The 23,316-nt window shown below is 67.2% G+C and carries 13 protein-coding genes; 5 read left to right on the top strand and 8 right to left on the bottom strand.

Annotation, left to right across the window (positions count from 1 at the left end; translation table 11 throughout):
* Window positions 1-130 precede the first annotated feature (130 nt).
* From ACWEO2_RS20500 to ACWEO2_RS20490, 3 genes are read left to right on the top strand one after another with little or no spacing between them, the layout of a single operon-like run.
* On the top strand, window positions 131-628 hold the full coding sequence (locus tag ACWEO2_RS20500) for an HIT family protein (protein WP_452406756.1): 498 nt from the start codon (window positions 131-133) through the stop codon (window positions 626-628).
* Window positions 625-1,464, top strand: coding sequence for a maleylpyruvate isomerase family mycothiol-dependent enzyme (locus ACWEO2_RS20495; RefSeq protein ID WP_452406755.1), 840 nt, complete (start codon window positions 625-627; stop codon window positions 1,462-1,464). The genes ACWEO2_RS20500 and ACWEO2_RS20495 overlap by 4 nt, the downstream gene beginning before the upstream one ends.
* A gap of 6 nt (window positions 1,465-1,470) precedes the next feature.
* On the top strand, window positions 1,471-2,109 hold the full coding sequence (locus ACWEO2_RS20490) for a Type 1 glutamine amidotransferase-like domain-containing protein (protein ID WP_452406754.1): 639 nt from the start codon (window positions 1,471-1,473) through the stop codon (window positions 2,107-2,109).
* Window positions 2,110-2,134: 25 nt separating this feature from the next.
* On the opposite strand, the gene ACWEO2_RS20485 is transcribed toward ACWEO2_RS20490, so the two are convergent.
* Window positions 2,135-2,620: a GtrA family protein gene (locus ACWEO2_RS20485; protein ID WP_452406806.1), complete on the bottom strand. Its 486-nt coding sequence runs from the start codon at window positions 2,618-2,620 to the stop codon at window positions 2,135-2,137.
* 137 nt (window positions 2,621-2,757) lie between these two features.
* Window positions 2,758-3,189: a hypothetical protein gene (locus ACWEO2_RS20480; protein ID WP_452406753.1), complete on the bottom strand. Its 432-nt coding sequence runs from the start codon at window positions 3,187-3,189 to the stop codon at window positions 2,758-2,760.
* Window positions 3,190-3,291: 102 nt separating this feature from the next.
* Between ACWEO2_RS20480 and ACWEO2_RS20475 the strand changes: the two genes are divergently transcribed.
* On the top strand, window positions 3,292-4,650 hold the full coding sequence (locus ACWEO2_RS20475) for an FAD-binding oxidoreductase (RefSeq protein ID WP_452406752.1): 1,359 nt from the start codon (window positions 3,292-3,294) through the stop codon (window positions 4,648-4,650).
* A 35-nt stretch (window positions 4,651-4,685) separates the two neighbouring features.
* Complete coding sequence (locus ACWEO2_RS20470; RefSeq protein WP_452406751.1) at window positions 4,686-4,970, top strand: GNAT family N-acetyltransferase; 285 nt, start codon at window positions 4,686-4,688, stop codon at window positions 4,968-4,970.
* A 33-nt stretch (window positions 4,971-5,003) separates the two neighbouring features.
* On the opposite strand, the gene ACWEO2_RS20465 is transcribed toward ACWEO2_RS20470, so the two are convergent.
* From ACWEO2_RS20465 to ACWEO2_RS20440, 6 genes are all read right to left on the bottom strand, one after another.
* Complete coding sequence (locus ACWEO2_RS20465; RefSeq protein ID WP_452406750.1) at window positions 5,004-18,461, bottom strand: amino acid adenylation domain-containing protein; 13,458 nt, start codon at window positions 18,459-18,461, stop codon at window positions 5,004-5,006.
* 15 nt (window positions 18,462-18,476) lie between these two features.
* Entirely contained in the window at window positions 18,477-18,881 is a 405-nt protein-coding gene (locus ACWEO2_RS20460; RefSeq protein ID WP_452406749.1) for a DUF6875 domain-containing protein, read from the bottom strand.
* Window positions 18,882-19,307: 426 nt separating this feature from the next.
* Complete coding sequence (locus ACWEO2_RS20455; RefSeq protein WP_452406748.1) at window positions 19,308-20,468, bottom strand: acyl-CoA dehydrogenase; 1,161 nt, start codon at window positions 20,466-20,468, stop codon at window positions 19,308-19,310.
* A gap of 157 nt (window positions 20,469-20,625) precedes the next feature.
* Window positions 20,626-21,312 carry a TetR/AcrR family transcriptional regulator gene (locus ACWEO2_RS20450; protein ID WP_452406747.1) on the bottom strand — a complete coding sequence of 229 codons (687 nt, stop codon included), beginning with the start codon at window positions 21,310-21,312 and terminating at the stop codon, window positions 20,626-20,628.
* A gap of 271 nt (window positions 21,313-21,583) precedes the next feature.
* Window positions 21,584-22,084 carry a 5-(carboxyamino)imidazole ribonucleotide mutase gene (gene purE, locus ACWEO2_RS20445; RefSeq protein ID WP_452406746.1) on the bottom strand — a complete coding sequence of 167 codons (501 nt, stop codon included), beginning with the start codon at window positions 22,082-22,084 and terminating at the stop codon, window positions 21,584-21,586.
* Window positions 22,077-23,303, bottom strand: a complete 1,227-nt coding sequence (locus ACWEO2_RS20440) for a 5-(carboxyamino)imidazole ribonucleotide synthase (RefSeq protein ID WP_452406745.1) — start codon at window positions 23,301-23,303, stop codon at window positions 22,077-22,079. The genes purE and ACWEO2_RS20440 overlap by 8 nt, the downstream gene beginning before the upstream one ends.
* Between the last annotated feature and the right edge of the window lie 13 nt (window positions 23,304-23,316).

Here is a 23,316-nt window from a genome sequence, read left to right as displayed (position 1 = left end):
AGCGAACGTAACGGTCCCTTACTAACCTTCGGGTTCGAATCCTGGTCAGTGCGACACAAAACTCGAGTGGCGTGATCTGCATCATGCCCGAGTCTGTCGCCAATGAGTCGTACGCCGTATGGTCGGCCCTGTGAACGACTGCGTGTTCTGCCGCATCGCGGCGGGCGAGGCCCCGGCGACGAAGGTCTACGAGGACGACACGCTGTGCGCCTTCCTGGACATTCGCCCCATCGCGCGCGGCCACACGCTGATCATCCCGAGACGGCACGCCACCGAACTGGAAGATCTGGACGCCGAATTGGGTGCCCATATCTTCCGCGCCGGACACCGGCTCGCGCTGGCGATCCGGCGCAGCGGCCTGGCCGCCGACGGCGCGAATCTGGTACTCAACGACGGCAAAGCCGCCTTCCAGACCGTCCCGCATGTCCACCTGCATGTGATCCCGCGCCGACATGGCGACAAACTGAGCTTCGCCGCCGGACTGCTGCTGCGACGTCCGCATGATCCACGGTCCACCGCGGCGGCCATCCAGGCCGGAATATCGGCGTTGGACAACGATGACGAGACAACCGCCGAGCAAAGACGACGCTGGGCTGGTCGACAAGATGAGGAAGGACAACACGGATGACCGCCCCCGCGCTGCACCGGGCCGAGCTGAGCAACCTGCTGTCGGAGCAATGGGATGCGATCGCGGCCCTGGTCGCCGATCTGGACGAAGAGCGTTGGCGCACACCGTCTCCGCTGCCGGGGTGGTCGTTGTTCGATGTGGTCGCCCATGTCGTCGGGACCGAATCATGGTTGCTCGGCGAGCGCCCGCCCGCACATGATCCGATTCGGCCCAAGACCGATGTCACCACGCTGCCGCATGTGCGCAATGAAACCGGTGTGCTCAACGAGATCTGGGTCGACCGGCTGCGGCCGCTGTCGGGTAAGCGGCTGCTGGCGCTGTACACCGATGTCACCGAACGCAGGCGCGCGGCGCTGGCCGGCATGGGTGATGCCGAATGGGAGGCCGAGACCGTATCGCCGATCGGCAAGGTCAGCTACGGCCGGTTCATGCTGGTTCGGCTGTTCGACTGCTGGATGCATGAACTCGATATCGCCGATGGACTCGGCATTTCCATCGACGAGGGCGGACTGCGTGCCGAGCGGGCGTTCGCCGAACTCACCGCCTCCATCGGCCGGGCGGTGGCCAAGGGTGCGCAGGCGCCGGATGGCTCCCGGATCACCTTCGAGCTGACCGGCGCGCTGCCGCGGACATTGCACGTCGCGGTGGACGGCCGGGCCAATATCGTGGAAACCCTGGACGCGCCCGCCACCGTGGTGGTCGGCATGGACTCCGGCCTGTTCGCCCGACTGCGTGGCGGACGCACCGAGGCGGATGCGCACGCGGGCGAGTTCACTGTCTCCGGTGACCAGGAACTCGGCACCCGCTTGGTCCGCAATCTGGCCTTCACCATCTGAGCCTCGGTGCGACTGTTCCTGTCCAGCTACCGATTCGGTGCGCACTACGACCGGCTCGCCGCACTCGTCGGTGAGCCGGGCCGAGTCGCGGTGATCCCCAACGCATGTGACGCCTGGCCCGCGGCTTGGGCGAGCGCGGTCACCAGCGATGTGACCCCGCTGCGTCGGCTCGGCTACTCCCCCGATGTGCTCGACCTGCGCGATTTCATCGGGCGCGCAAGCGATTTGGAGCTGGCCATGGCCGACTACCCACTGGTGTGGGTGCGCGGCGGCAATACCTTCGTACTGCGCGCCCAATTCGCCCGCAGCGGAGCCGATGTCGTACTGCCGAAGCTGCTCGCCACCGATGCGCTGGTGTACGCCGGATACAGCGCTGGCGCCTGTCTGCTGACGCCGGATCTGCACGGCCTGGAGTCCACCGATGATCCCGCAGAGGTCGCACCCGCCTGCGGTGTCGAACCACAATGGGACGGACTGGGTTTGGTCGACCACCGCATCGTGCCGCATCTGGACTCTCCGACCGACCCGGATGGTGCGTCCGTGCTACTTGCCGCCCGCTATCGCGCCGACGGCGTCGCGCACTGGGCGCTCACCGATAATGACGTCGTCGTGGTGGACGGCGACCGAACCGAGGTGCTGCGGTGATCGGTACACCGCCGACGCTGGGACCTCAGAGTGCGTCAGGTGCGAGTTCGCGTTCCGGCCGCACCGCCTCGCGGCCGCGGAACACCACCCAGCGCATCGCGCTGTACATGTAGACGGCCTCGCACGCCCCCGCGAGCAGGCGCGAGAGGTGATACTCCAGGCCGAGCGCGGTCAGACCGCTGCCGACGCCGAGGATGAAGGCGAGGTAGTTGACGATGACCACCAGCACATAGACCGCGGCCTGTCTGCCGACGGGTGCGTGCGAGTGGAAGTTGAAGGTGCGGTTGAGCACGAAGCTGAGCCCGAACGCGCAGACATAGGCGACCGTCACCGCGAGCCACACCGGCAGCCCCAGCCCGCCGTGCAGCGCCGTGAGCAGCGCCAAATCGACGCCGAAGGTAAAGCCATTGATCAGCGCGAAGCCGAGAAAGGTCGGCGCGACAAGCCGATTCAGCCCCCACGGCAACCGTGCGACCACCGCCGCACACCACCGGGAGAAGCCGGCCACCATGGCCTCAGTGCTCGTCACGCCGCCAGCATGCCAGCGACAGGTGTCCACCAAGTGATCACCGGGCGAACCGCGCCCGCTGCAACAAGATCAGGCGGCGGCTTCTCGACGCTGCCGCCGCGGCGCTGACCCGACCTCGATCAGCCGATTTGGGTAAGCGGTGAGCGACGATCCATATCGGACCAGGCGACGAGCCAGCGGCGGCGGGTGACGTCGTCGACCTCCTCCAGGAGGGCGTCCAAGAGCCTGCGGGGCTCGCGCTGCCACTGGTCGGACAGGCTGGCGATGGCGGTCTTGCCGAACATGCCAGAACGATCCAGTGCGGTGATCCATTCGCTGACGTCGCCCGCGTGGATGCGGTGCAGCGCGTCGGTATCGATGTCACCGTCGACGAATTCGTAGGAGAACACGGCGGCGACCAGTTCGCGGTAGTCCGGCGACTCGACCTGCATGAAACCTCCCTCGGTGTCGCTGCGCACCTTGGATTCGGGCATCCCATCCGGAACCGCGGATGCCTTTGCCCCGAAATTCTTACCGTCGAACCGGCCCGGCACCACTGGACCGGCCCACATCCCGCCGGTCTCCGCGTTGTAGCAACCTCCAGGGAGAACCGGCACCGCGACTGTTAGGGTCGACCGTCCACTGCGGCCTTCCCGCCGTATAGCGTGAGTTGTGTGGACCTGCATGACCTGATTTCCCGCCTGCCCGACGGTGCGGTGCTCACCGACCCAGACCTGTTGGCAGGCTATCGGCAGGACTGGGCACGCGACCCCGATGCGGGCACGCCGCTGGCGGTGGTCCGTGCGACCGGCACCGATGACGTCGCGGCAACACTGCGCTGGGCGCACGAGCACCGGGTCGCGGTGGTGCCGCGCGGGGCCGGATCCGGACTGTCCGGCGGTGCGACGGCCGTGGACGGCGGCATCGTGCTCAGCACCGAACGCATGCGCGCGATAACGGTCGATCCGGTCACCCGCACCGCGGTGGTGCAGCCGGGCCTGCTCAACGCGGAGGTCAAGCGCGCGGTAGCCGAATACGGTCTGTGGTACCCGCCGGACCCGTCGTCATTCGAGATCTGCTCGATCGGCGGCAATGCCGCCACCAATGCGGGCGGCCTGTGCTGCGTAAAGTACGGCGTCACAACCGATTACGTGCTCGGCATGGAGGTGGTGCTGGCCGATGGCACGGTGGTGCGGCTCGGCGGACCGCGCCTGAAGGATTCGGCGGGCCTGTCGCTGACCAAGCTGTTCGTCGGCAGTGAGGGCACGCTCGGGATCATCACCGAACTCACCCTGCGGCTGCTGCCCGCGCAACCACCGCAGTCCACCGTGGTCGCGAGCTTCGCGACGCTGAGCGCCGCCACCGACGCCATCCTCGGCATCACCGGAACACTGCGCCCCGCCATGCTCGAATTCATGGACGCGGTCGCGATCAACGCGGTCGAGGACGAAATGCGGATGGGTCTGGATCGCGAGGCGGCGGCGCTGCTGGTCGCGCGCTCGGACGCGCCGGGAGAATTCGCCGGGCATGAAGCCGAAGTCATGGTCGGCATCTGCGAAAAGGCCGGTGCCACCGAGGTTTTCCACACCGAGGATCCGGAGGAGGGCGAGGCCTTCACCGCCGCACGGCGTTTCGCCATCCCGGCGGTGGAGAAGATCGGGACGCTGCTGCTCGAGGATATCGGTGTGCCGCTGCCGCGGCTCGCCGATCTGGTCAATGGGATCGCGGCCATCGGCGCCCGCAATGAGGTGCTGGTCTCGGTGATCGCACATGCCGGGGACGGCAATACCCACCCGCTCATCGTGCACGACCCGGCCGACGCGGCGATGACCGAGCGTGCACACCGCGCCTTCGGCGAGATCATGGATCTGGCCATCGAACTCGGCGGCACCATTACCGGCGAGCACGGGGTCGGCCGATTGAAGAAGGCGTGGCTGCCCGATCAGCTCGGCCCCGATGTGATGGCGCTCACTCGCCGCATCAAGGATTCGCTCGACCCGCATGGCATCCTCAACCCAGGCGCGATCCTCTAGGAACATTCCCGGCCGCGAAGGAGTTTGATCCGAACATGACCACCAGGCTCGAGCACAATGTCGCCGATACCCGGTTCGAGATCTATCTCGACGACACCCTCGCCGGATACGCCGACTACGCCGAACGTGACGATCAGAAGGTCCGCGACTTCCACCACACCATGACCTTCCCGGAGTTCCGTGGCCGTGGCGTGGCCGCCCAGGTGGTCGAATACGCGCTGAACGACTCCCGCGCCGAGGGCTTCGCCATCATCCCGACCTGCTGGTATGTCGAGAAGTACATCGCCGACCACCGCGAATATGCGGATCTGGTGGCCTAACGGTCGCGATCGCTTGCGGGTCGCTCGAAAAGATCAGCGTAGGTAGTCGGCGAGGATCGGGCCGATCACTGCGAGAGCTTCGGGGCCGGTGAGCTTGTTGTGCTCCTGGCCGACCTGGTGGTCGACGATGCTTCCGGTGACGTAGGGGCGCCAGGTTTCCGCATTCGGGACGACGCCCGGTCGGCCGTTGATGCCGCTGAAGAAGATCAGGTCACCGTCGAAGACCTGCGGATGGTAGTCGGCGCCTTCCCGGATCAGCTGCTGGTAGTCGTAGTAGAGGTGTTCGAGATCCGCCGGGGTCAGGTCCGCGAAGGTGCCGCCGGCGGCGCGCAGCAGTTCGGCGGCGCGGTCGGCGAGCGCGGCGTCGGTATCACCGGTGCCCAGCAGTACGGGATCGATGCCGCCGAATTCGGCGAGCAGTGCCTGCGGTGGTGGCATCTCGACGGCGCTCTCCGGTTCTACATCGGCACGACCGTCCATGATGACCAGGGCCGATACCTCGGCGCCTCGACGCTGGAGTGCAACGGCGACGGCGTGCGCGATCGGGCCGCCGGCGGAATAGCCGAGCACGCGGTAGGGGCCCGCGGGCTGGGTCAGCAGGATCTGGTCGACGTAGCGGGCGGCGCGTTCGGTCAGGGTGATATCGGGTCGGACGCCCTCGGCGAGGGCCGGTGACTGTAGGCCGTAGATCGGGTGGTCACCGTCGAGGTATTGCACCAAACCGGCGTAGCACCAAGCCAATCCGATCGCGGGATGGACGCAGAACAGGCCGGGACCCGTGCCCGCCGCACGCAGCGGCAGCAGGGTGCGCAGTGCGGGATCGCCCCCTGGCTGCTCACCCTCGGTAATGCGCTGTGCGAGGACGGCGGGTGTCGGTTCGCCGAACATCCACTGCACCGGCATGGTGAAGCCGCTGCGCTCGCGGATTTCGGTGACGAGCCGGATGGCGACCATGGAAGTGCCGCCGAGTTCGAAGAAGTTGTCGTCCAATCCGATTCGGTCCGCGCCGAGCACGGCTTCGAAGGCCCCGACCACGAGATGTTCGGTGCTGGTGACAGGGGGGCGATACGGCAGATCGGTACGCCGCATGGTCGTCGGTGGAGCCCGGTGCACGACTGTTCCCGGTGGTGCGGTGACATCGAGGTCGCCGATGACCACGGACGGGTTCGCGGTCACCTCCTCGAGCACCTGAACGAATTTGCGCGCCAAGGTCTGCGCGGTGGTCTCCTCGAACAGGTCGCGGGCAAAGGTCAGCGATCCGGTGATCCCGGCGGGTGCGCCATCGGCACCGAACTCCTCGGCCAGCATCCACTCCAGGTCGTATTTGGCTCCGACCGCGGCCAGCGACATCGGGGCGATCTCCAGGCCGGGCAGGCGGACCGGTTCGCGATCGAAGTTCTGGAACGCCAGGATCACCTGGAACAGCGGCGAATGCGCGGTCGACCTGGCCGGTGCGAGCACCTCGATCAGCCGCTCGAAGGGCAGATCGGCATTGCCGAAGGCGTCCAGATCGGCGTCTTTGGTTGTGGCGAGTACGTTTTCGAAGGTCGCGTCCGGTTCGACCCGGGTGCGCAGCACCAGGGTGTTGACGAACATGCCGACCAGGTCATCGAGTTCGCCGTCGCCGCGCCCGGCGGTGACCGAACCGATCGCCACATCCGCTGCATCGGACAGCCTGGCGAGCAATACGGCGAGGGCGGCATGCGCCACCATGAATACGCTCGCGCCGTGCCAGCGTGCTGTCTCCCGAATCCGTTGCTGCACAGCGATATCGATATCGAACTCGACCATGCCGGCACGGTGGCTGGCCACCGCGGGTCGCGGATGGTCGGTGGGCAGCGCCGACACTTCCGGCAGTCCGTCCAGCGCGCCGCGCCAGTACTCCAACTGCCGGTACGCCGTGCTGTCGGGATCGTTGTCGGCACCGAGCAATTCGTACTGCCACAGTGCGTAATCGGCGTACTGCAAGGGCAATGGTGCCCATTGCGGTGCGCCACCGGCCCGCCGCGCGGCGTAGGCCAGCAGCACATCGCGGGTCAGCGGCGCCAATGACCAACCGTCCGAGGCGATGTGGTGCATGACGACGGTGAGGATCCAGCGCTGCGGCTCGAGGCGCAGCAGCCAGACGCGCACCGGCATTTCGCGGGTCAGATCGAAACCCTGGGCGGCGGCGCGGATGGTCAGCTCCACCGCGTTCTGGGTGCCGATATCGGCCAACACCACCGGCACCACGGCTTTCGCCGCCGGGAGGATGTCCTGATAGGGGTCGCCCACCGCATCCACCGGATAGACGGTGCGCAGCGATTCGTGCCGGTCCACCACATCCGCAATGGCCGCCCGGAGCGCGTCCAGTTCGAGCTCACCCTTGACCTCGACCGCGATCGGCACATTTTGGGCGGCCGAGCACGGGTCGTAGCGATTGAGGAACCACATGCGCCGCTGCGCCGCCGACAGTGGGGTGTGCCGGGGTCGGTTGCGCGGTCCGGGCCGCGGGCCAGGTGGGGCGGCCCCGGCCCGGATCACCTCGGCGAGATCGGCGACGGTGGGGGCATCGAAGACGGCGCGAACAGGAATCCGGGCATTGAGTGCGGCACCGAGCCGGGCGACAATGCGAGTGGCGATCAGCGAATTGCCGCCGAGCGCGAAGAAATTGTCATCGAGGCCGATGCGCGCGACTCCGAGCAATTCGCCGAAGGTCTCGGCAACCACTCGTTCGGTAGGCGTCTCGGGGGCGCGGTATCGACCGCTGCGCAGGTCTGGTGCGGGCAGCGCCCTGTGGTCGAGCTTTCCGCTCGCGGTGCGCGGCAGCTCGGGCAGCGCGATGACGACCGCGGGCACCATATACGACGGAAGGCGCTGTGCCACAGTGCTCTTGATGACGTCGGGGGTGAATTCACTATTCGGCACCGGGACGATATAGCCGACGAGCAGTTCGCCGACCGCTGGATCGTGGTGCACGCACACCGCCGCTCGAGCCACCGCCGGGTCGGTGAGCAGCGCCGATTCGATCTCACCGAGTTCGATGCGCAGACCGCGCAGCTTCACCTGCAGATCCGAGCGGCCGAGGTAGTCCAGGTCGCGGCCGCGCCAGCGCACCAGATCGCCGGTGCGGTACATCCGCTCCCCCGGCTGGCCGTACGGATCGGCGACGAATCGTGTCGCGGTCTGGCCGCCGTGCCCGTGATAGCCGCGGGCCAGTGCGATGCCCGCCAGGTACAGCTCGCCGGCAACGCCTTCGGGCACCGGGTGCAGCCGGTCGTCGAGCACCAGCGCGGTCATACCCGCGATGGGGCCGCCGATGGTGACCTCCGCGCCCGTGCGCAGCGGGTTGCTGCCGGTCGCCCAAATGGTCGTCTCGGTGGGACCGTAATCATTGAAGTGCAGGCGATTCGGCGCGCTCCAGCGCGCGGCCAGTTCGGGCGGGCATCGTTCGCCGCCGGTAATGATCACGCGTAGTTCGTCGCATCCGGTCGGGCCGATCGAGGCGAGCGCCGACGGTGTCAGGGCGATATGCGAAATGCGTTCGCGCACCAGTAGTTCCGCGAGTTCCGGGCCGCCGAAGGCGGTAGGTCCCGCGATGACCAGGGTCGCTGCCGCGCCGACGGCGATAAGGAGTTCCAGGACCGCGGCGTCGAAACTCGGGGAGGCAACGTGCAGGACGCGCGAGGCGCTGGTGGTGCCGTTGCGATCACGCTGTGTCACCGCGAGGTTGGCGAGTCCGGTGTGGGTGACGACGACACCCTTGGGTCGGCCGGTCGAGCCGGAGGTGAACAGGACGTAGGCCGGGTGCGCTGGATAAATCCGCCGCGGTTCGATCGGCGAATCCGATGTGGTGGTGAGAGATTCGATGACCTCGGGGTCATCGAGGGTCAGCCACCTGACCGCACGGGGCAGACGCTGCCCGATCGCGCTCCTGGTGATGCCGAGTGCTACACCCGAGTCCGCGATGATCTGTTCGATCCGCTCGGCCGGGTAGCCGGGATCGACGGGTACGAAGGCCGCCCCGGTTTTAGCGACCGCCCAGACCGCGAGCACCGACTCGAGTGAGCGGCGCAGTGCCACCGCGACCAATGCCTCGGGGCACGCGCCCGCCCCGATCAGCGCTCTGGCCAGCCGATTCGACTGCGCATCGAGTTCGGCATAGGTCAGCGTCGCGGTGCCGTCGACCACTGCGACGCCCGCCGGATTCGCGGCGACCGCATCCGCGAGCAGGTCGGCGAGAACGCGCGGTGCTTGCGCGGTCCTGGTCCGTCGCGCCAGCAGATCTCGGCGCTCAGCAGGTGCGAGCAATTCGATATCACCGACGGGTACCGCGGGATCGGCCACCACCGTGCACAGCACCCGCAGCCAGCGCTCGGCCAGCTGCCCGACGGTGGCGCGGTCGAAGAGATCGGTGGCATAGGCGATCCGGATCCCCAGTCCGGACGAATCGGTCTCCGCCACCGTGATGCTCAGATCGAAACGGATGCTGCGCTGATCGAGTTCCAGTGCCTCGCCGCGCAGATCGGGCAGTGCGAGTTCGACCGGGGCGAGGTTCTGGTACACCAGCATGGCCTGGATCAAGGGGTGCCTGGCCGCCGAGCGGGTGGGTTCGAGCAGATCGACGAGCCGCTCGAAGGGCACATCGGCGTGGGCGAGTGCGTCGAGGTCGATGCGTCGTACTCGACCGAGTAGCTCGGTGAATGGTTCCGCGGCAGGTATTTCGGTCCGCAGCACCAGGGTATTGACGAACATGCCGACCACATCGTCGAGTTCGGCGGCGCCGCGCCCGGCGACAGGGGTGCCGATGGCGATATCGGTGGTGCCGCTCAGTCGTGCGAACAAGACCGCGAGTGCGCTGTGCAGCACCTGGAATCGGGTGCATTGGTTCGCGCTGGCGAGCGCGTCGAGCCCGGCGGTGAGTTCGGCACCGAATTCGCGGTAGATCGTGGCTGCCCGCAGTGATGCGGTTGCCGGGCGGGGGCGGTCGGCGGGCAGCGGCAATTGGTCGGGAAGTCCGTCGAGTGTGTCGGTCCAGTATCGGATCTGCTGTGCCAGTGGCGATTCCGGATCCTGCTCGGAACCGAGGCGCTCGTGCTGCCAGAGGGTGTAGTCGGCATATTGCACCGGAAGCGGGGTCCAGTCGGGTGCCGTGCCATTGCGCCGGGCGGCGTAGGCGGTCATGACATCGCGGGCCAGTGGGCCCATTGATAGGCCGTCGGCACTGATGTGGTGGATCACCACCACCAGTACCTGGGTATCCGGTGTGAGCTGGAACAGCCGGACGCGCAGCGGCACCGCGGCGGTCACATCGAATCCCGCACTGACACATGCCATGATCGCGCCCGGCAGTTCCTTATCGGCGACAGCGAGCGGAACCAGCTCCGGCACAGCGGAATCCGTTGGCACGATGACCTGATATCCGACACCGTCGCGGGCCGGATACCTGGTCCGCAGTGATTCGTGCCGTTCCAGCACGTCACGCATGGCGGCTTCGAGGACTGCCGGGTCCACCTGGCCGGTGAGCCGCAGCGCGATCGGTACGTTGTAGGCGCCGGAATCCGGATCGTATTGGTTGACGAACCACATCCGCTGCTGCGCGGGTGACAGCGGAATCCGCTGTGGCCGTTGCCCACGGCGCAGACCGGTGGTGTCCATCGCGACGGTGTCGCCGAGTGCCGCGGCGAGCGCCCGTACCGTCGGTTCTTCGAAAATCATGCCGACCGGGACCGAGGTCGCCAGGGCCGAGCCGAGCCGGGCCGCGACCCTGGTCGCCGATAGCGAATCGCCGCCGAGTGCGAAGAAGTCATCGGCCGCGCCGACCCGTTCGCGGCCGAGCACCGCGCCGAAGATGTCGGCGACAATGTGCTCCCGGCCGACCGGCTCGACGTAATCGGCCACCGCCGGTTCGAGTTCGGGCAGTGCGCGCTGGTCGACCTTGCCGTTCGCGGTCAGCGGGAGCTCCCTCAGCACGGTGATCGTCGCGGGCACGAGGTATCTCGGCAGACGGTGCGACAGGTACTCGCGCAATTGTGCCGCCGTCAGGACAGCATCCCCGGTCGGCACCACATAGGTGGCCAGCACCTGATCTCCGGCCGGGCCTCGGCGCGGCATCGTGATCGCCGTCTCGACCCCGTGGCACTTGCGCAGCACGGCGTCGACCTCACCCGGCTCGACTCGGATGCCGTGCACTTTCAGCTGGGAGTCATTGCGCCCCAGGTACTCCAGTCGCCGTCGGGAGCTGCGACGGACCAGATCGCCGGTGCGGTACATCCGCTCGCCCGCCGTGCCGAACGGGTTCGCCACGAACCGCCGCGCCGACAGCCCTGGCTGACCGACATAGCACCGAGCCAGTCCAGGCCCCATTACATACAGTTCGCCAGTCGCGCCGAGCGGGACGGGCCGCAACCATGAATCCAGCACAGCCAGACCAGTTCCCGGCAGTGGTGCGCCGAGATCCACCGGCTCGTCCGGACATAACGGTCCGGTGCAGGTCGCCGCCACTGTCGTTTCCGCCGGACCATACGAGTTCAGCACTATCCGGCCGGTGCCGAGGCGCGCGGGCAGGTCGGGTGGGCACGGCTCGCCACCGATGACGAGCACCCGCACCCCGGCCATCGCGGTCGCGGGCACCGTGGCCAGCACTGCGGGCGGTATGAATACGTGAGTGGCGGCGGATTCGATGATCACCGCGGACAGTTCGGCACCGATACTCGCCGATGGCGGCGCGATGACCAGGGTCGCTCCGCAGTAGAAGGTCGACAGCCACACCATGATGGCGGCATCGAAACTCGGGTTCATACAGTGCAGTACGCGGTCACCGGACCGGGCTCCGATGTGCGCGGCGGTACCGGCCACCAGCCCGCTCAGCCCGGCATGGGTGACCACCACGCCCTTCGGCGCTCCGGTCGAGCCGGAGGTGTACACGATGTAGGCCGGATGCCCTGCGCGCAATGGCCGGCGCGCCAGCGGAGTTGCCGTGCGGGCCGCGACGGCCGGATCGTCGAGCAGCAGCCACGACAGCGAATGGGGCAACCGATCCCGCACCGCCGATACGGTCAGCCCGCATAGCGCGCCGCAGTCGGCTGCGATATCCGCGAGACGCTGTGCGGGCTGCGTCGAATCGACCGGTACGAATGCCGCGCCCGTCTTCGCAATGGCCCAGACCGCGACCATGCATTCGGGTGAGCGTGGCACCGCGATCAGCACAGCGGTTTCCGGTTTCGCACCGGCATCGATCAGTACCCTGGCCCATCGATTCGACTGCTCGTCGAGTTCACGGTAGGTCAATTCCGTTGTGCCATAACGTATCGCGACCCGATCCGGCCGCATTCCGCCCGCCAGGATATCGGGGAGCAGCAGCAGTGGCTGCGGACGCGCACGCAGCACATCGCCGGGCTCGGCTCCGCTCATCCCGATGACCAGCTGGTTCGGATCCGCCCCCATGCGCGCGAATATCCGGGTCAGTCGATCCGCCAGCCGGTTGGTCTGGGCGGCATCGAAATACCGCGCCGAACTGTTCAGCACCAGACGCAGACGGTCCCTGCCGTGCGCGGCCAGCGACAGCGGATAGTGCGTGCCATCATGGGCGCGGAACCCGCCGATCCGTAGTGCGGCCCGCTGCGCGGCCGTCATGAGTGCCGCCGCATCCACCGGATAGGACTCGAAGACGAGCGCGGTATCGAACAGCTGGCCGATCCCGGCCGCCGCCTGAATATCGGTGAGCCCCATCGTGTGCTGCTCGAGCAGCGCCGCCTGCTCGCGGTGCACGCGGGCCAGCAGGCCCGCGACCGACTCGTCGGGGGCGAGGGTGATCCGGACCGGAATGGTGTTCACGAGCATGCCGACAATGCGTTCGGCCCCTGCTAGACCGGGCGGACGTCCGGACACGGTCGCTCCGAAGACGATGTCGTGCTCACCCGTCAACTCCGCCAGCAGTAACCCCCACCCGACCTGCACGACCGTATTGAGCGTCACGCCGTAGTCAGCGGTAATACGGTGGAGCGCGGACACATTCGATGCGGTCAACGCAACGTCGATTTTGTGCGTGGATTTCGGTGCCGAGTCGATGGCGGACCGCCCGACGGTCACCAGGGTCGGTCCCGCCAGGCCCTCCAGCGCATCGGCCCATGCGGCGCGGGCGGCGGCATCGTCTCGGGCCGTGAGCCATTCCAGGTAATGGCGATAGGAGACCACCGGCGCGAATGCCGAACTATCGCCGTCTGTTTCGTACAGCGCGAGCAGCTCGCCGAACAGCAGCGGCATCGACCAGCCGTCGAGGATCAGATGGTGATTCGTGATCACCAACCGGACGTCATCCGCGCCGCACCGGACGCACAGCATGCGCAGCAGCGGTGGCCGATCCGGGGCGAAGGGTGTCGCCAGTTCCGTGTCGGCGAGTCGGTCGAAGTCCGCCGGATCCGCCTCGACATAGGTCCAGGGCACGGTTGCCTGCGCCAGTACCAGCTGAACCGGCGCATCGTCCCCGGCCAGGAATGCGGTGCGCAATACCTGGTGCCGCCGCACCAGCGCGTCGGCGGCCCGCGCCAGGCGCGCGGCGTCCACCGGACCCTCGAACTGGATCACCGTCTGCACCGAGTACCCGTCGGTGCGACCGGCAGCCAGCTGCACGTGGAACAGCAGTCCCTGCTGCAGCGGTGCCAGCGGCCACACATCCTCGAATGCCGGGTACCGCGACTCCCATTCCTCGATCCGCTGTTGCGTGGCGGATACCAGCGGCAAATCCGAAGGGGTGAATCCACCCGCGTCCGGTGCGCGCAGCAGGTCCGCGAGCGCGATCAGCTCCGATATCCATTGCCGGGCGATCACATCCACTTCGGCACCATCCAGCACCGCAGGCAGGAACTGCCAAACCGCCTGCAGGACCGGTCCATCGGCGGTCGCTACGGTCACGGCATCGATCGTGACCGCACCGGCCGCGGGCAGATCCTGATCCCCACTGCCCAGAGCCTCGACAATCGAATCCGGCAGCCACGGCGTCCCCGTACCGACGGCAGCCACCTGACCGAGATAGTTGAACCCGAGCTGCGGCCACTTCCCTGACAACTGTTCCCGCCCAACCGGATTCAGATACCGCAACAGCCCGAATCCGATACCACCACGCGGTACCGCACGCAGTTGCTCTTTGACCGCTTTCAATGTCGCAACGGGCCCACCCGCCGCCGCGACATGTAACCGCACCGGGAACTGACCGGTGAACCAACCCACCGTCCGCGAAAGATCCGCCCCCGGCACCAACCCCTCATCGCGCCCGAGCCGCTCAACGCCCACCAACACCGCCCCTTGGTCCCCGCGCCACCGCGTCACCGCGGTCGCCAGGGCGCTCAATAACGCCTCCTCCACCCCACACCGGAACGCCACCGGCAGCCGCTCGACGAGCGTCCTGCTCACCTCGACCGACAACCGCACTTCGATCCGCTCGCGCCTGCCCGGCACCTCGGCATCGACCCGTCCGGGCCGCACAACCGAGTCGCTGTCGCGAGCATCGCATCGCCGCGCCTCGACGGCCGTATCACCGCGCCCGTTCGGCACCGCAGTGTCCCGCTCGCGGCGCTCGGACAGCGCAGTATCGTCTCTGCCCGGCGAGGCACCACGCTCATCGTCCGCAACGCGTGTGCGCATCGAGTCACCATGTGCCTCGGCAACACGATGACCGCGCGACATCCCATCGGCGGAGTCGAGGCCGCGACCGTGCATCGGCGGATCGGGTGTGGCGAGCACCGCCGACCAGTAGTCCAACTCGTCGACCACGGAATCGTCGGCGGCGACCACGGCCAGTGCGTGCGCCCAGGTCCGCATCGACGTGCCGACGGGTGGGAGCACCGGCTCCGCACCCGCCGCGATCTGCCCCCACGCGACGATCAGATCGGCCAGCACGATCCGCCAGGACACCGCGTCGATCACCAGATGATGCGCGACGACGACGAGGCGACCGGCCCGCCCCGGTCCCTCATCCAGCCACACCAGGGCCAGCATTACCCCGTGCGCCGGATCGAGACGGTCCGTGGCTTCCGCGATCACCTGCGCGACGCCGACCCGTTCCGACGCACCGACCAGCAGGGTGTCGGCATCGACCGCACCGACCGGACGGACCTCGAGCTCGCCGTTGACGAGGATGGCGCGCAGCATGTCGTGCCGATCGAGCACGGCCTGCACGGTGCGCACCAGCGGAGTTCGCGCGATGCCGACCGGCAGGGTAAGGACCATCGTTTGGACGAAGCGACGGATGTCGGTCGGCTGTTCGAGCAGCCAGGAGACGATCGGGGTGCGGGGTACCCGGCCGATGCCCGCGCCGGGTAGTTCGTGCAGCACCGGACGGGTCTCGGACCGGGTCGTGACGAATCCGGCCAGTTCGGCGGGGGTCGGATGCTCGAAAACATCGCGTGGCGTGCAGATCAGGCCCGCGGCGCGAGCACGGGACACCAGTTGGATCGCCATGATCGAATCGCCGCCGAGGGCGAAGAACGACGATTCCGCGCCGACCGCAGACGTGCCCAGGATCTCCGTGAACATCGTGCACAGCGTGCGTTCGGTTGCCGTACCCGCCGCACGCACCGGGGCGGTATCGGCCGGTTCGGGTTCCGGTAGGGCGCGGCGGTCGATCTTGCCATTGCCGGTCAGTGGTAGCGCGTCCAATACCGTGATCGATCCAGGTACCAGATGTCCCGGCAGCCGGTGTGCGCAGTACTCGCGCACCTCCGAAATATCCAGGCGCACCGGATTTTCCCGGTGCACAACCGGAACCACATACGATGCCAATATCGATCCGCCCGCGTCGGTGCGCCGCAATACCGTTACCGCGATCTCGACCCCGGGATGGGCGTCCAGCACGGCGTCCACTTCACCCGGCTCGACTCGCATGCCGCGCAGCTTCACCTGGAAGTCCGTGCGGCCCAGGTATTCCAGCACCGAATCCGCGCGCTCGGACGCCCCGTTGCCGCTCGGATCGAACGGCCGACCGGCCTGCCAGCGGACCAGATCACCGGTCCGATACATCCGAGTTCCGGCCGGTCCGAAGGGATCGGCTACGAACCGCTCCGCGGTCATTGCCGCGCGCCCCGCATAGCCCCTGGCCAGCGCGGACCCCGCGATATACAGCTCACCGGCAACTCCGATCGGCACCGGGCGCAACCAACGGTCCAGCACCAGCAATTCGGCCCCGGGCACCGGCCGACCCAAGCCGGACGGGCGCGCCAGCGTCAATGGCTCGGTGAAGGTCACCGCGACCGTGGTCTCGGTCGGCCCATAGGAATTCCGCAGCGTCCGCCCGACTCCGAACCGCGCCACCAACTCCGGCGGGCAGATATCACCGCCGGAAGACAGCGATCGCACCCCGTCCATCGAACCAGCGGGCAGGGTCGCCAATACCGCTGGCGTCGAGTACATCTGCGTCACGCCGAAGTCGCGGACCAGCCGCGCCAGCTCACCTCCGGCCGTGTGATCCCCCGCCGCCACCACAAGTGTCGCACCGACCGAGAAGGCGCCGAGCAACTCCAGCAGCGAGGCGTCGAAACTCGGATTCAAACAATGCAGGACCCGCGACCCCGGCCCGGCCCCGGACGAATCAGCAGCTGCGGCAACAAGTCCCGTCAAACCGGTATGGGTGACCACAACCCCCTTCGGTACGCCGGTCGACCCCGAAGTGAATACCACGTAGGCGGCCTGCTCTGCCCGCACGGCTCGGGCATGCCCGGGCTGCGCGGACTCGGCAATATTCGAGTCATCGAGCACCATCCAAGTCACCTCGTCGGGCAACTCGGAAACCAGCGCCGACATGGTAATTCCCAGCCGCGCACCGCATTCCGCCGCCATCTGCGACACCCGCGCACGCGGATTCCCGGCACCGATCGGCACGAACGCCGCACCCGATCGAGCCGCCCCCCAGAGCGCCAGCACCGATTCCATCGATCGAGGCAGCGCGACCATCACCGGCACCTCCGCACCGGCACCGAGCCCGATCAGCTTGCTCGCCAGCCGATTCGACAGCAGATCGAGTTCGCCATAGGACAGCGTCCGATCGCCACAGACCACCGCGGCCGCATCGGATCCCGCGGCGCGCAGTCCCGCCGCCAGCACCTCGGGCAACGTCCGCGCCGCCGGAGCCCGTGGCCCGCACACCGCACCGTGCAGGTGTCGCTCGTCGTCGAGGAAGTAGTCGAGATCGCGAACCGGCGTATCCGGCGCGGCCGCGAGCATCGATTCGAACAGCCCGATGAACCGGTGATGGTGCCGGGCCAGCGAATCCGCGTCGTACAGTTCCGGATTGGCGGTGAAATCGACGTGGATCGGGCTGTGTGCGCCATGCTGGTACAGGTTGACGAACAGGTCCTCGATCGGGCCCGAGGTCAGCAGGTGCAGGGTGGTTCGGACACCGGTGAAATCGACCTCGGTCGGGAACACCATGATATTGAAAACCGGTCCGACGAATCCCCGCCCGGGTACGGCATCATCGGTATCGCCCGTACCGTTGCGGATCTCCTCGTGCCGATACCGCTGGTGCCGCAGCGCCCCCGATAGCTCGAGCCGCACCGACCCGACGATATCGGCGACCGTGCTGCGATCGGTGACCTCGATCCGCACCGGCACCACATTGGCCAGCATGCCGCCCGAACGCCGCAGCATCGCGGTGGTCCGCCCGGAGACCGGCAGGCTCAGCACCACATCCCGCTGACCGGTCGTGCGCGCGTAGTACAGCGCCAGCGCCGCCATGGCCAGTGCGGGCGATCCGATGCCGAAACGTGCTGCCGCGGTATCGATCCGGTGGGTCGTCAGCTCCGAAAGCTCGATCCGATGCTGGCGCCCCAGCGCATGCGCTGGCGCCACCGCGTCCACCAGACTGCACCGCCGCGGCATACCAGCCATTCGCTCGGACCAGTACGCGGCATCGGCCACGAACCGCGTCGAGGTGCGATAGCTCATCTCGGATTCGTGCACCTCGCGCAGGCTCGACGCCGTCGCGGGCGGCGGCTCGACACCCGCCAGCTCCGAGTTGTACAGCTGCGCAATGCGATACAGTCCGCTCATCGAGCCGAAGCCGTCCGTAACGATGTGATGTACCCGCGTGTACCACAGCACCCGGTCGGCACCGACCCGCAGCAGCATCGATGCCCCGAGCCGATCGCCGAGCAGATCGATCGGCGCGGCCACATCGGCGCGCATCCAGCGCAGCGCCTCGGCATCCGGATCGGCCGCGGACCGGAAGTCCAAATACCCGACCTCGGTCTCGATCTGGTGGTCGACGACCTGATAGGGCCGACCATCCAGCTCGATCAACCGCAGCACACCGGATTCGAACTCGCGCGCGGCCCGACAGCCCGCCCGGATCAGCAGCTCGGTATCGAGCGGCCCGCACATCTCGATGTACTGCGCCTCGTAGAGCGGTACATCGGGATCCAGCTGCTGGGCGTACCACATGCCCAGCTGCGCTGGTGAGAGCGGGAAAACCTGCATCCCGGGAGCCCTGGCCTTGGCAGGCGACAGGCCGTGCGCCATGACGAACCGCCCAGATCAGTCGCTTCGATGCGGTCCGGCGGGCACCGGTTTTCCGTTGGTGCGGGCGAGCGCTTCGATCTCTACCTCCTCCGGTTCGAGCGGATACGCCTCGACATCCCCGGTCGGCCCCGCGGTCAGCCTCGGCTCCATCGCATCGGAAGGCACCAGCCGAACGAACGACGGCCACGGATGCGCGCCGGGTATCCGGCCGGTGCGCATCAGGTCTCGGCGCATGGACGGTGCGACATACCGACAGACCGGCCCATCGCGACCCAACTCCTGGTTATCGGCCGTCAAATGGTCCTCGGCCCACATTCGGACCATGTCCAGCGCGCTTCTCGCGAATGGACATGACATTTCGGTCATGGACAGCGGGACCGAATTCATCCCCGACCGCGGCCCAATTACGATCTTGATCATGACCCCACCTCGTATTGTTTACGAAATAGAGTATCCCCCAATGATAGCTAGTTAAATAGGTAACGAAGCGCCCGAATTCCTTCGGCAACTTCTGCACAAAGTAGCGTGCAAGAAAGCGTAACGATTCGCCGATCAGATCCGACATAACTACGAAGACCATGCTCAGCGCATCGCAGGCCAGCGCATAAGGCTGTGCCAATTCCAGCGAATTCCGGCCGAATCGGCCCGTGACCTATTTCGCAACTTTTTTGTCCGCGATGCCATGTATCGAATCGCTGCTGCCGCGGACACGAACAAACAACCGAACGGCTTCGAAATTATTTAGATGCAAGACCGTGCCCCAAAATATTGGGGGTTTCGAGGGCATAAAAAAGACCGGGTGTTCCATACTCGGAAGAATTCGGAACACCCGGTCGGTATGAGCCGTCAGCCCCGCAGCAGCGCGCGCGACATGACGACGCGCTGGATCTGGTTGGTGCCCTCGTAGATCTGGGTGATCTTCGCGTCGCGCATCATCCGCTCCACCGGGAAGTCGGTGGTGTAGCCCGCGCCGCCGAAGAGCTGCACGGCGTTGGTGGTGACCTCCATGGCCACATCCGAAGCGAAGCACTTGGCAGCGGCGGAGATGAAGCCGAGGTTCTTCTCGCCACGCTCGGCACGGGCGGCCGAGGTGTAGACCATGAGGCGGGCGGCCTCGATCTTCATCGCCATATCGGCGAGCATGAACTGGGTGTTCTGGAAGTCGGCGATCGCGGTGCCGAACTGCTTGCGATCCTTGGTGTACGCGATCGCGGCGTCCAGCGCGCCCTGCGCGATACCGACGGCCTGCGCGCCGATGGTCGGGCGGGTGTGGTCGAGGGTCTGCAGCGCGGTCTTGAAACCGGTGCCCGGCGCGCCGACGATCCGATCACCCGGCACCCGGCAGTTCTCGAAATACAGTTCGGCAGTCGGCGATCCCTTGATGCCGAGCTTGTGCTCGAGCGGGCCGACCACGAAGCCCTCGTCATCCTTGTGCACCAGGAACGCCGAAATGCCGTTGGCACCCTTGTCCGCGTCGGTCACCGCCATCACGGTGTACCAGGAGGACTTGCCGCCGTTGGTGATCCAGCACTTGGAGCCGTTGATGACCCAGTCGTCGCCGTCCCGCTTGGCGCGGGTGCGCATACTGGCGGCATCGGAGCCCGCCTCACGCTCGGACAGCGCGTAGGAGGCCATCTCGCCGTTGACGATATCCGGCAGCACCTGCTTCTTGAGTTCCTCGGAGCCGTTGAGGATCAGGCCCATGGTGCCGAGCTTGTTAACGGCCGGAATCAGCGAGGACGAACCGCAGACGCGGGCGACCTCTTCGATCACGATGCAGGTGGCGACCGAGTCCGCACCCTGACCGCCGTAGGCCTCCGGCACGTGCACCGCGTTGAAGCCCGCGGCGGTCAGCGCGGTGAGCGCCTCCTCGGGGAAGCGGGAGTTGCCGTCGACGTCCTTGGCGTAGGGGGCGATTTCCTTCTCCGCCAGTCCGCGGATGGCCGCGCGCAGTTCGTCGTGGAAGTCCTCCAACTGGAACAGGTTGAAGTCCGGATTTCCCGCCATGGGGCACACTCCTGGTTTGTCGGTCGTGATGGTGCCGGGTCGATATCCAGCGCTCGGCACTCAGTGCCATCTTCTTATCAGTATACGTCCAGAAGACGGCGTCAAGTGCAGTTACATCATGGCACTGAGTGTCAGATAGTGCATACTATGATTCCGGTCACAGGCTGCCGAGCTGCCTGGTCACCAGATCGGCGACCTGCCGCGGGGGCATATCCCTCGGGAACACCGCGACCACCAACTCCCCGGCGCTCGGCCCCCGGCCCGCACCGCGCGGAATCGCCGCCAACTCCACCCGCAGATCCGCCGCCCCCGCATCCGATTCACCACGCACCATGCGCCGCAACAGGTAGTTGTGCGTGGCCGTCACCGCGGCCGTGAACTGCACCCGCGCCAGATCCGGCACCTCGGGCAGCCGCTCCCGCAGATAGTCGGTGAACAGCCGCTCGTACCGGAATACGGTCACGATCTCGCGCTCGCGCAGCGCTGGCACCCGCCGCACCACCCGGTACCGCCGCTCGGCGATCTCGCGCCACTGCGTGAACCGCTCGAATACCTGCACCACCGCGGCGCAGACCGCCTCCCAAGGATCCCCCTGCGCCGCCGCCAAGAACTCCGCCGCCTGCGCCAACTGCGATTCGTGATCAGCGAAGATCACGTCCTCCTTCGAGCGGAACTGCCGAAAGAACGTCCGCCGGGAAATCCCAGCCGCCTCCGCGATCTCATCCACGGTCGTCGCCTCATACCCCTGCTCAGCGAACAATCGCAGTGCCTGATCCACGACCGTCAGCCGAAACCGAGCCGTCTCGTCGCCATTGCGCGGCCGCCCACTCTCATCAGTCACCACGCGATCACCGTACTGAGCCCCGTCGGCCGCATGTGGTCGACCTGCTCGAGGGAAGCGACATTTCGACTGGTCGCGACGCACTGCTGAACAGTTCGCCCGACCTCCGAGGAGTATCCGCATCGAACGGAGGCCGCGCCGCCGCTGACGAACCTCACCGACCGCGGACCGGGACTCCTGACATGCGAGCCGCCCGAGACCACGATGATGCACCGAGCAGCCGCGAGAGCGCGGGGCTTGTCGAATCGATCGCCGCGCTCCAGGGGCGGCTCGGTCAGCCGAGGAGCTTGGTGCGGAGGGCTTCGTCCTTTTCCAGGACCATTGTTTCGAGACCGGCCTGGAACTGTTCCATGCGGGTGCGCAGGGCGGCATCGTGGGCGGCGAGGATGCGGACGGCGAGTAGGCCCGCATTGCGGGCACCGCCGATGGAGACGGTGGCGACCGGGACGCCCGCGGGCATCTGCACGATGGACAGCAGGGAGTCCATGCCGTCGAGGTATTTGAGGGGGACGGGAACGCCGATCACGGGGAGCGGGGTGGCGGAGGCGACCATACCGGGCAGGTGGGCCGCGCCGCCGGCGCCCGCGATGATGACCTGCAGACCGCGGCCCGCCGCGTCACGGGCGTAGTCGAGCATGCGCTGGGGGGTGCGGTGGGCCGAGACGACGCCGACCTCGAACCGAATATCGAACTCCGCCAAGGCAATCGCGGCGGCCTCCATGGTCGGCCAGTCCGAGTCACTGCCCATGATCAGGCCAACTTGCGCATTACTCACCGTGGGGATCCCATCCGTCGGTCCAAATCGCGTGCGACATCCAATGCGCCGCCCGCTCGGCCTGCTCGCGCACCACGGCGACATTGTCGCCGAGCACGTTGATATGCCCGATCTTGCGATCCGGACGTTCGCTCTTGCCGTACAGATGCACCTTCGCCTGCGGCATTCTGGCGAAGAGGTGGTGCAGCCGCTCGTCCATCGACATGGTCGGCGCCTCGGGCGCGCCGAGAATATTGGCCATCACGGTGACCGGGGCCAGCGGGCGGGTATCACCGAGTGGATAGTCGAGCACCGCGCGCAGATGCTGCTCGAACTGGCCGGTGCACGCGCCGTCCATGCCCCAGTGCCCGGAGTTGTGCGGGCGCATGGCCAGTTCATTGATCAGGATCGCGCCGTCATTGGTTTCGAAGAGCTCGACCGCCATCGCACCGACGACGCCGAGTTCGCTGGCCAGGTTCAGCGCGAGCGTCTCGGCCCGGGTGGCCGATTCATCGCTCAGGTCCGGCGCCGGCGCGATCACCACGGCGCACTGGCCATTGCGCTGCACCGTCTCCACCACCGGCCAGGTCGCGGCCTGACCGAACGGCGAACGGGCCACCATCGCCGACAGTTCGCGCTTGAGGTCCACCTTGGCCTCGGCGAGCAGTTGCACACCGTGCGCAAGCTGATCGGCCACGATCGTCTCGGCCTCGGCCGCCGACTCCGGCATCCAGACGCCGCGCCCGTCGTAACCGCCGCGCACCGCCTTCAGCACCACCCGCCAGTCGTGCTCGGCACCGAACCGCACGGCGTCGGCCACCGAGGTGACCGGGGTGAAGGCGGGCACCGGCAATCCGAGTTCGGACAGTTTGGTCCGCATGGCGAGCTTGTCCTGCGCGAAGACCAGTGCGCGCGGCGGCGGCTGCACATTCACGCCCTCGGCGACCAGCGCCTCCAGATATTCGGTCGGCACATGCTCATGGTCGAAGGTCAGTGCATGCGAGCCGACGGCGGCCTTGCGCAGCGCGGCCAGATCGGTGTGACTGCCGAGCACGACCTCCGGGCTCACCTGGGCGGCCGGGTCGTCCGGACGCTCGGCGAGCACCCGTAGCCGCTGGCCCAAGGCGATGGCAGCCTGGTGCGTCATGCGCGCGAGCTGACCACCACCGATCATGGTGACGGTGGGCATGGCGGCAGAATCGAACGAACGGCGGGAGCTCACGTCGTGCAATCTTGTCATGTCCGAGTGCCGG

It is taken from the genome of Nocardia sp. NPDC004278, from assembly GCF_053602975.1.
Note: the sequence above shows the minus strand (reverse complement) of the source record. Positions and strands in the feature narration are given on the sequence as shown.

What these genes read in the sequence shown, in the direction of transcription:
- ACWEO2_RS20495 (WP_452406755.1), top strand. Translation starts at nt 625, where the DNA reads ATGACCGCCCCCGCGCTGCACCGGGCCGAGCTGAGCAACCTGCTGTCG.
- ACWEO2_RS20485 (WP_452406806.1), bottom strand. Translation starts at nt 2,620, where the DNA reads ATGGTGGCCGGCTTCTCCCGGTGGTGTGCGGCGGTGGTCGCACGGTTG.
- ACWEO2_RS20470 (WP_452406751.1), top strand. Translation starts at nt 4,686, where the DNA reads ATGACCACCAGGCTCGAGCACAATGTCGCCGATACCCGGTTCGAGATC.
- ACWEO2_RS20460 (WP_452406749.1), bottom strand. Translation starts at nt 18,881, where the DNA reads ATGATCAAGATCGTAATTGGGCCGCGGTCGGGGATGAATTCGGTCCCG.
- ACWEO2_RS20480 (WP_452406753.1), bottom strand. Translation starts at nt 3,189, where the DNA reads ATGTGGGCCGGTCCAGTGGTGCCGGGCCGGTTCGACGGTAAGAATTTC.
- ACWEO2_RS20455 (WP_452406748.1), bottom strand. Translation starts at nt 20,468, where the DNA reads ATGGCGGGAAATCCGGACTTCAACCTGTTCCAGTTGGAGGACTTCCAC.
- ACWEO2_RS20465 (WP_452406750.1), bottom strand. Translation starts at nt 18,461, where the DNA reads ATGGCGCACGGCCTGTCGCCTGCCAAGGCCAGGGCTCCCGGGATGCAG.
- ACWEO2_RS20440 (WP_452406745.1), bottom strand. Translation starts at nt 23,303, where the DNA reads ATGACAAGATTGCACGACGTGAGCTCCCGCCGTTCGTTCGATTCTGCC.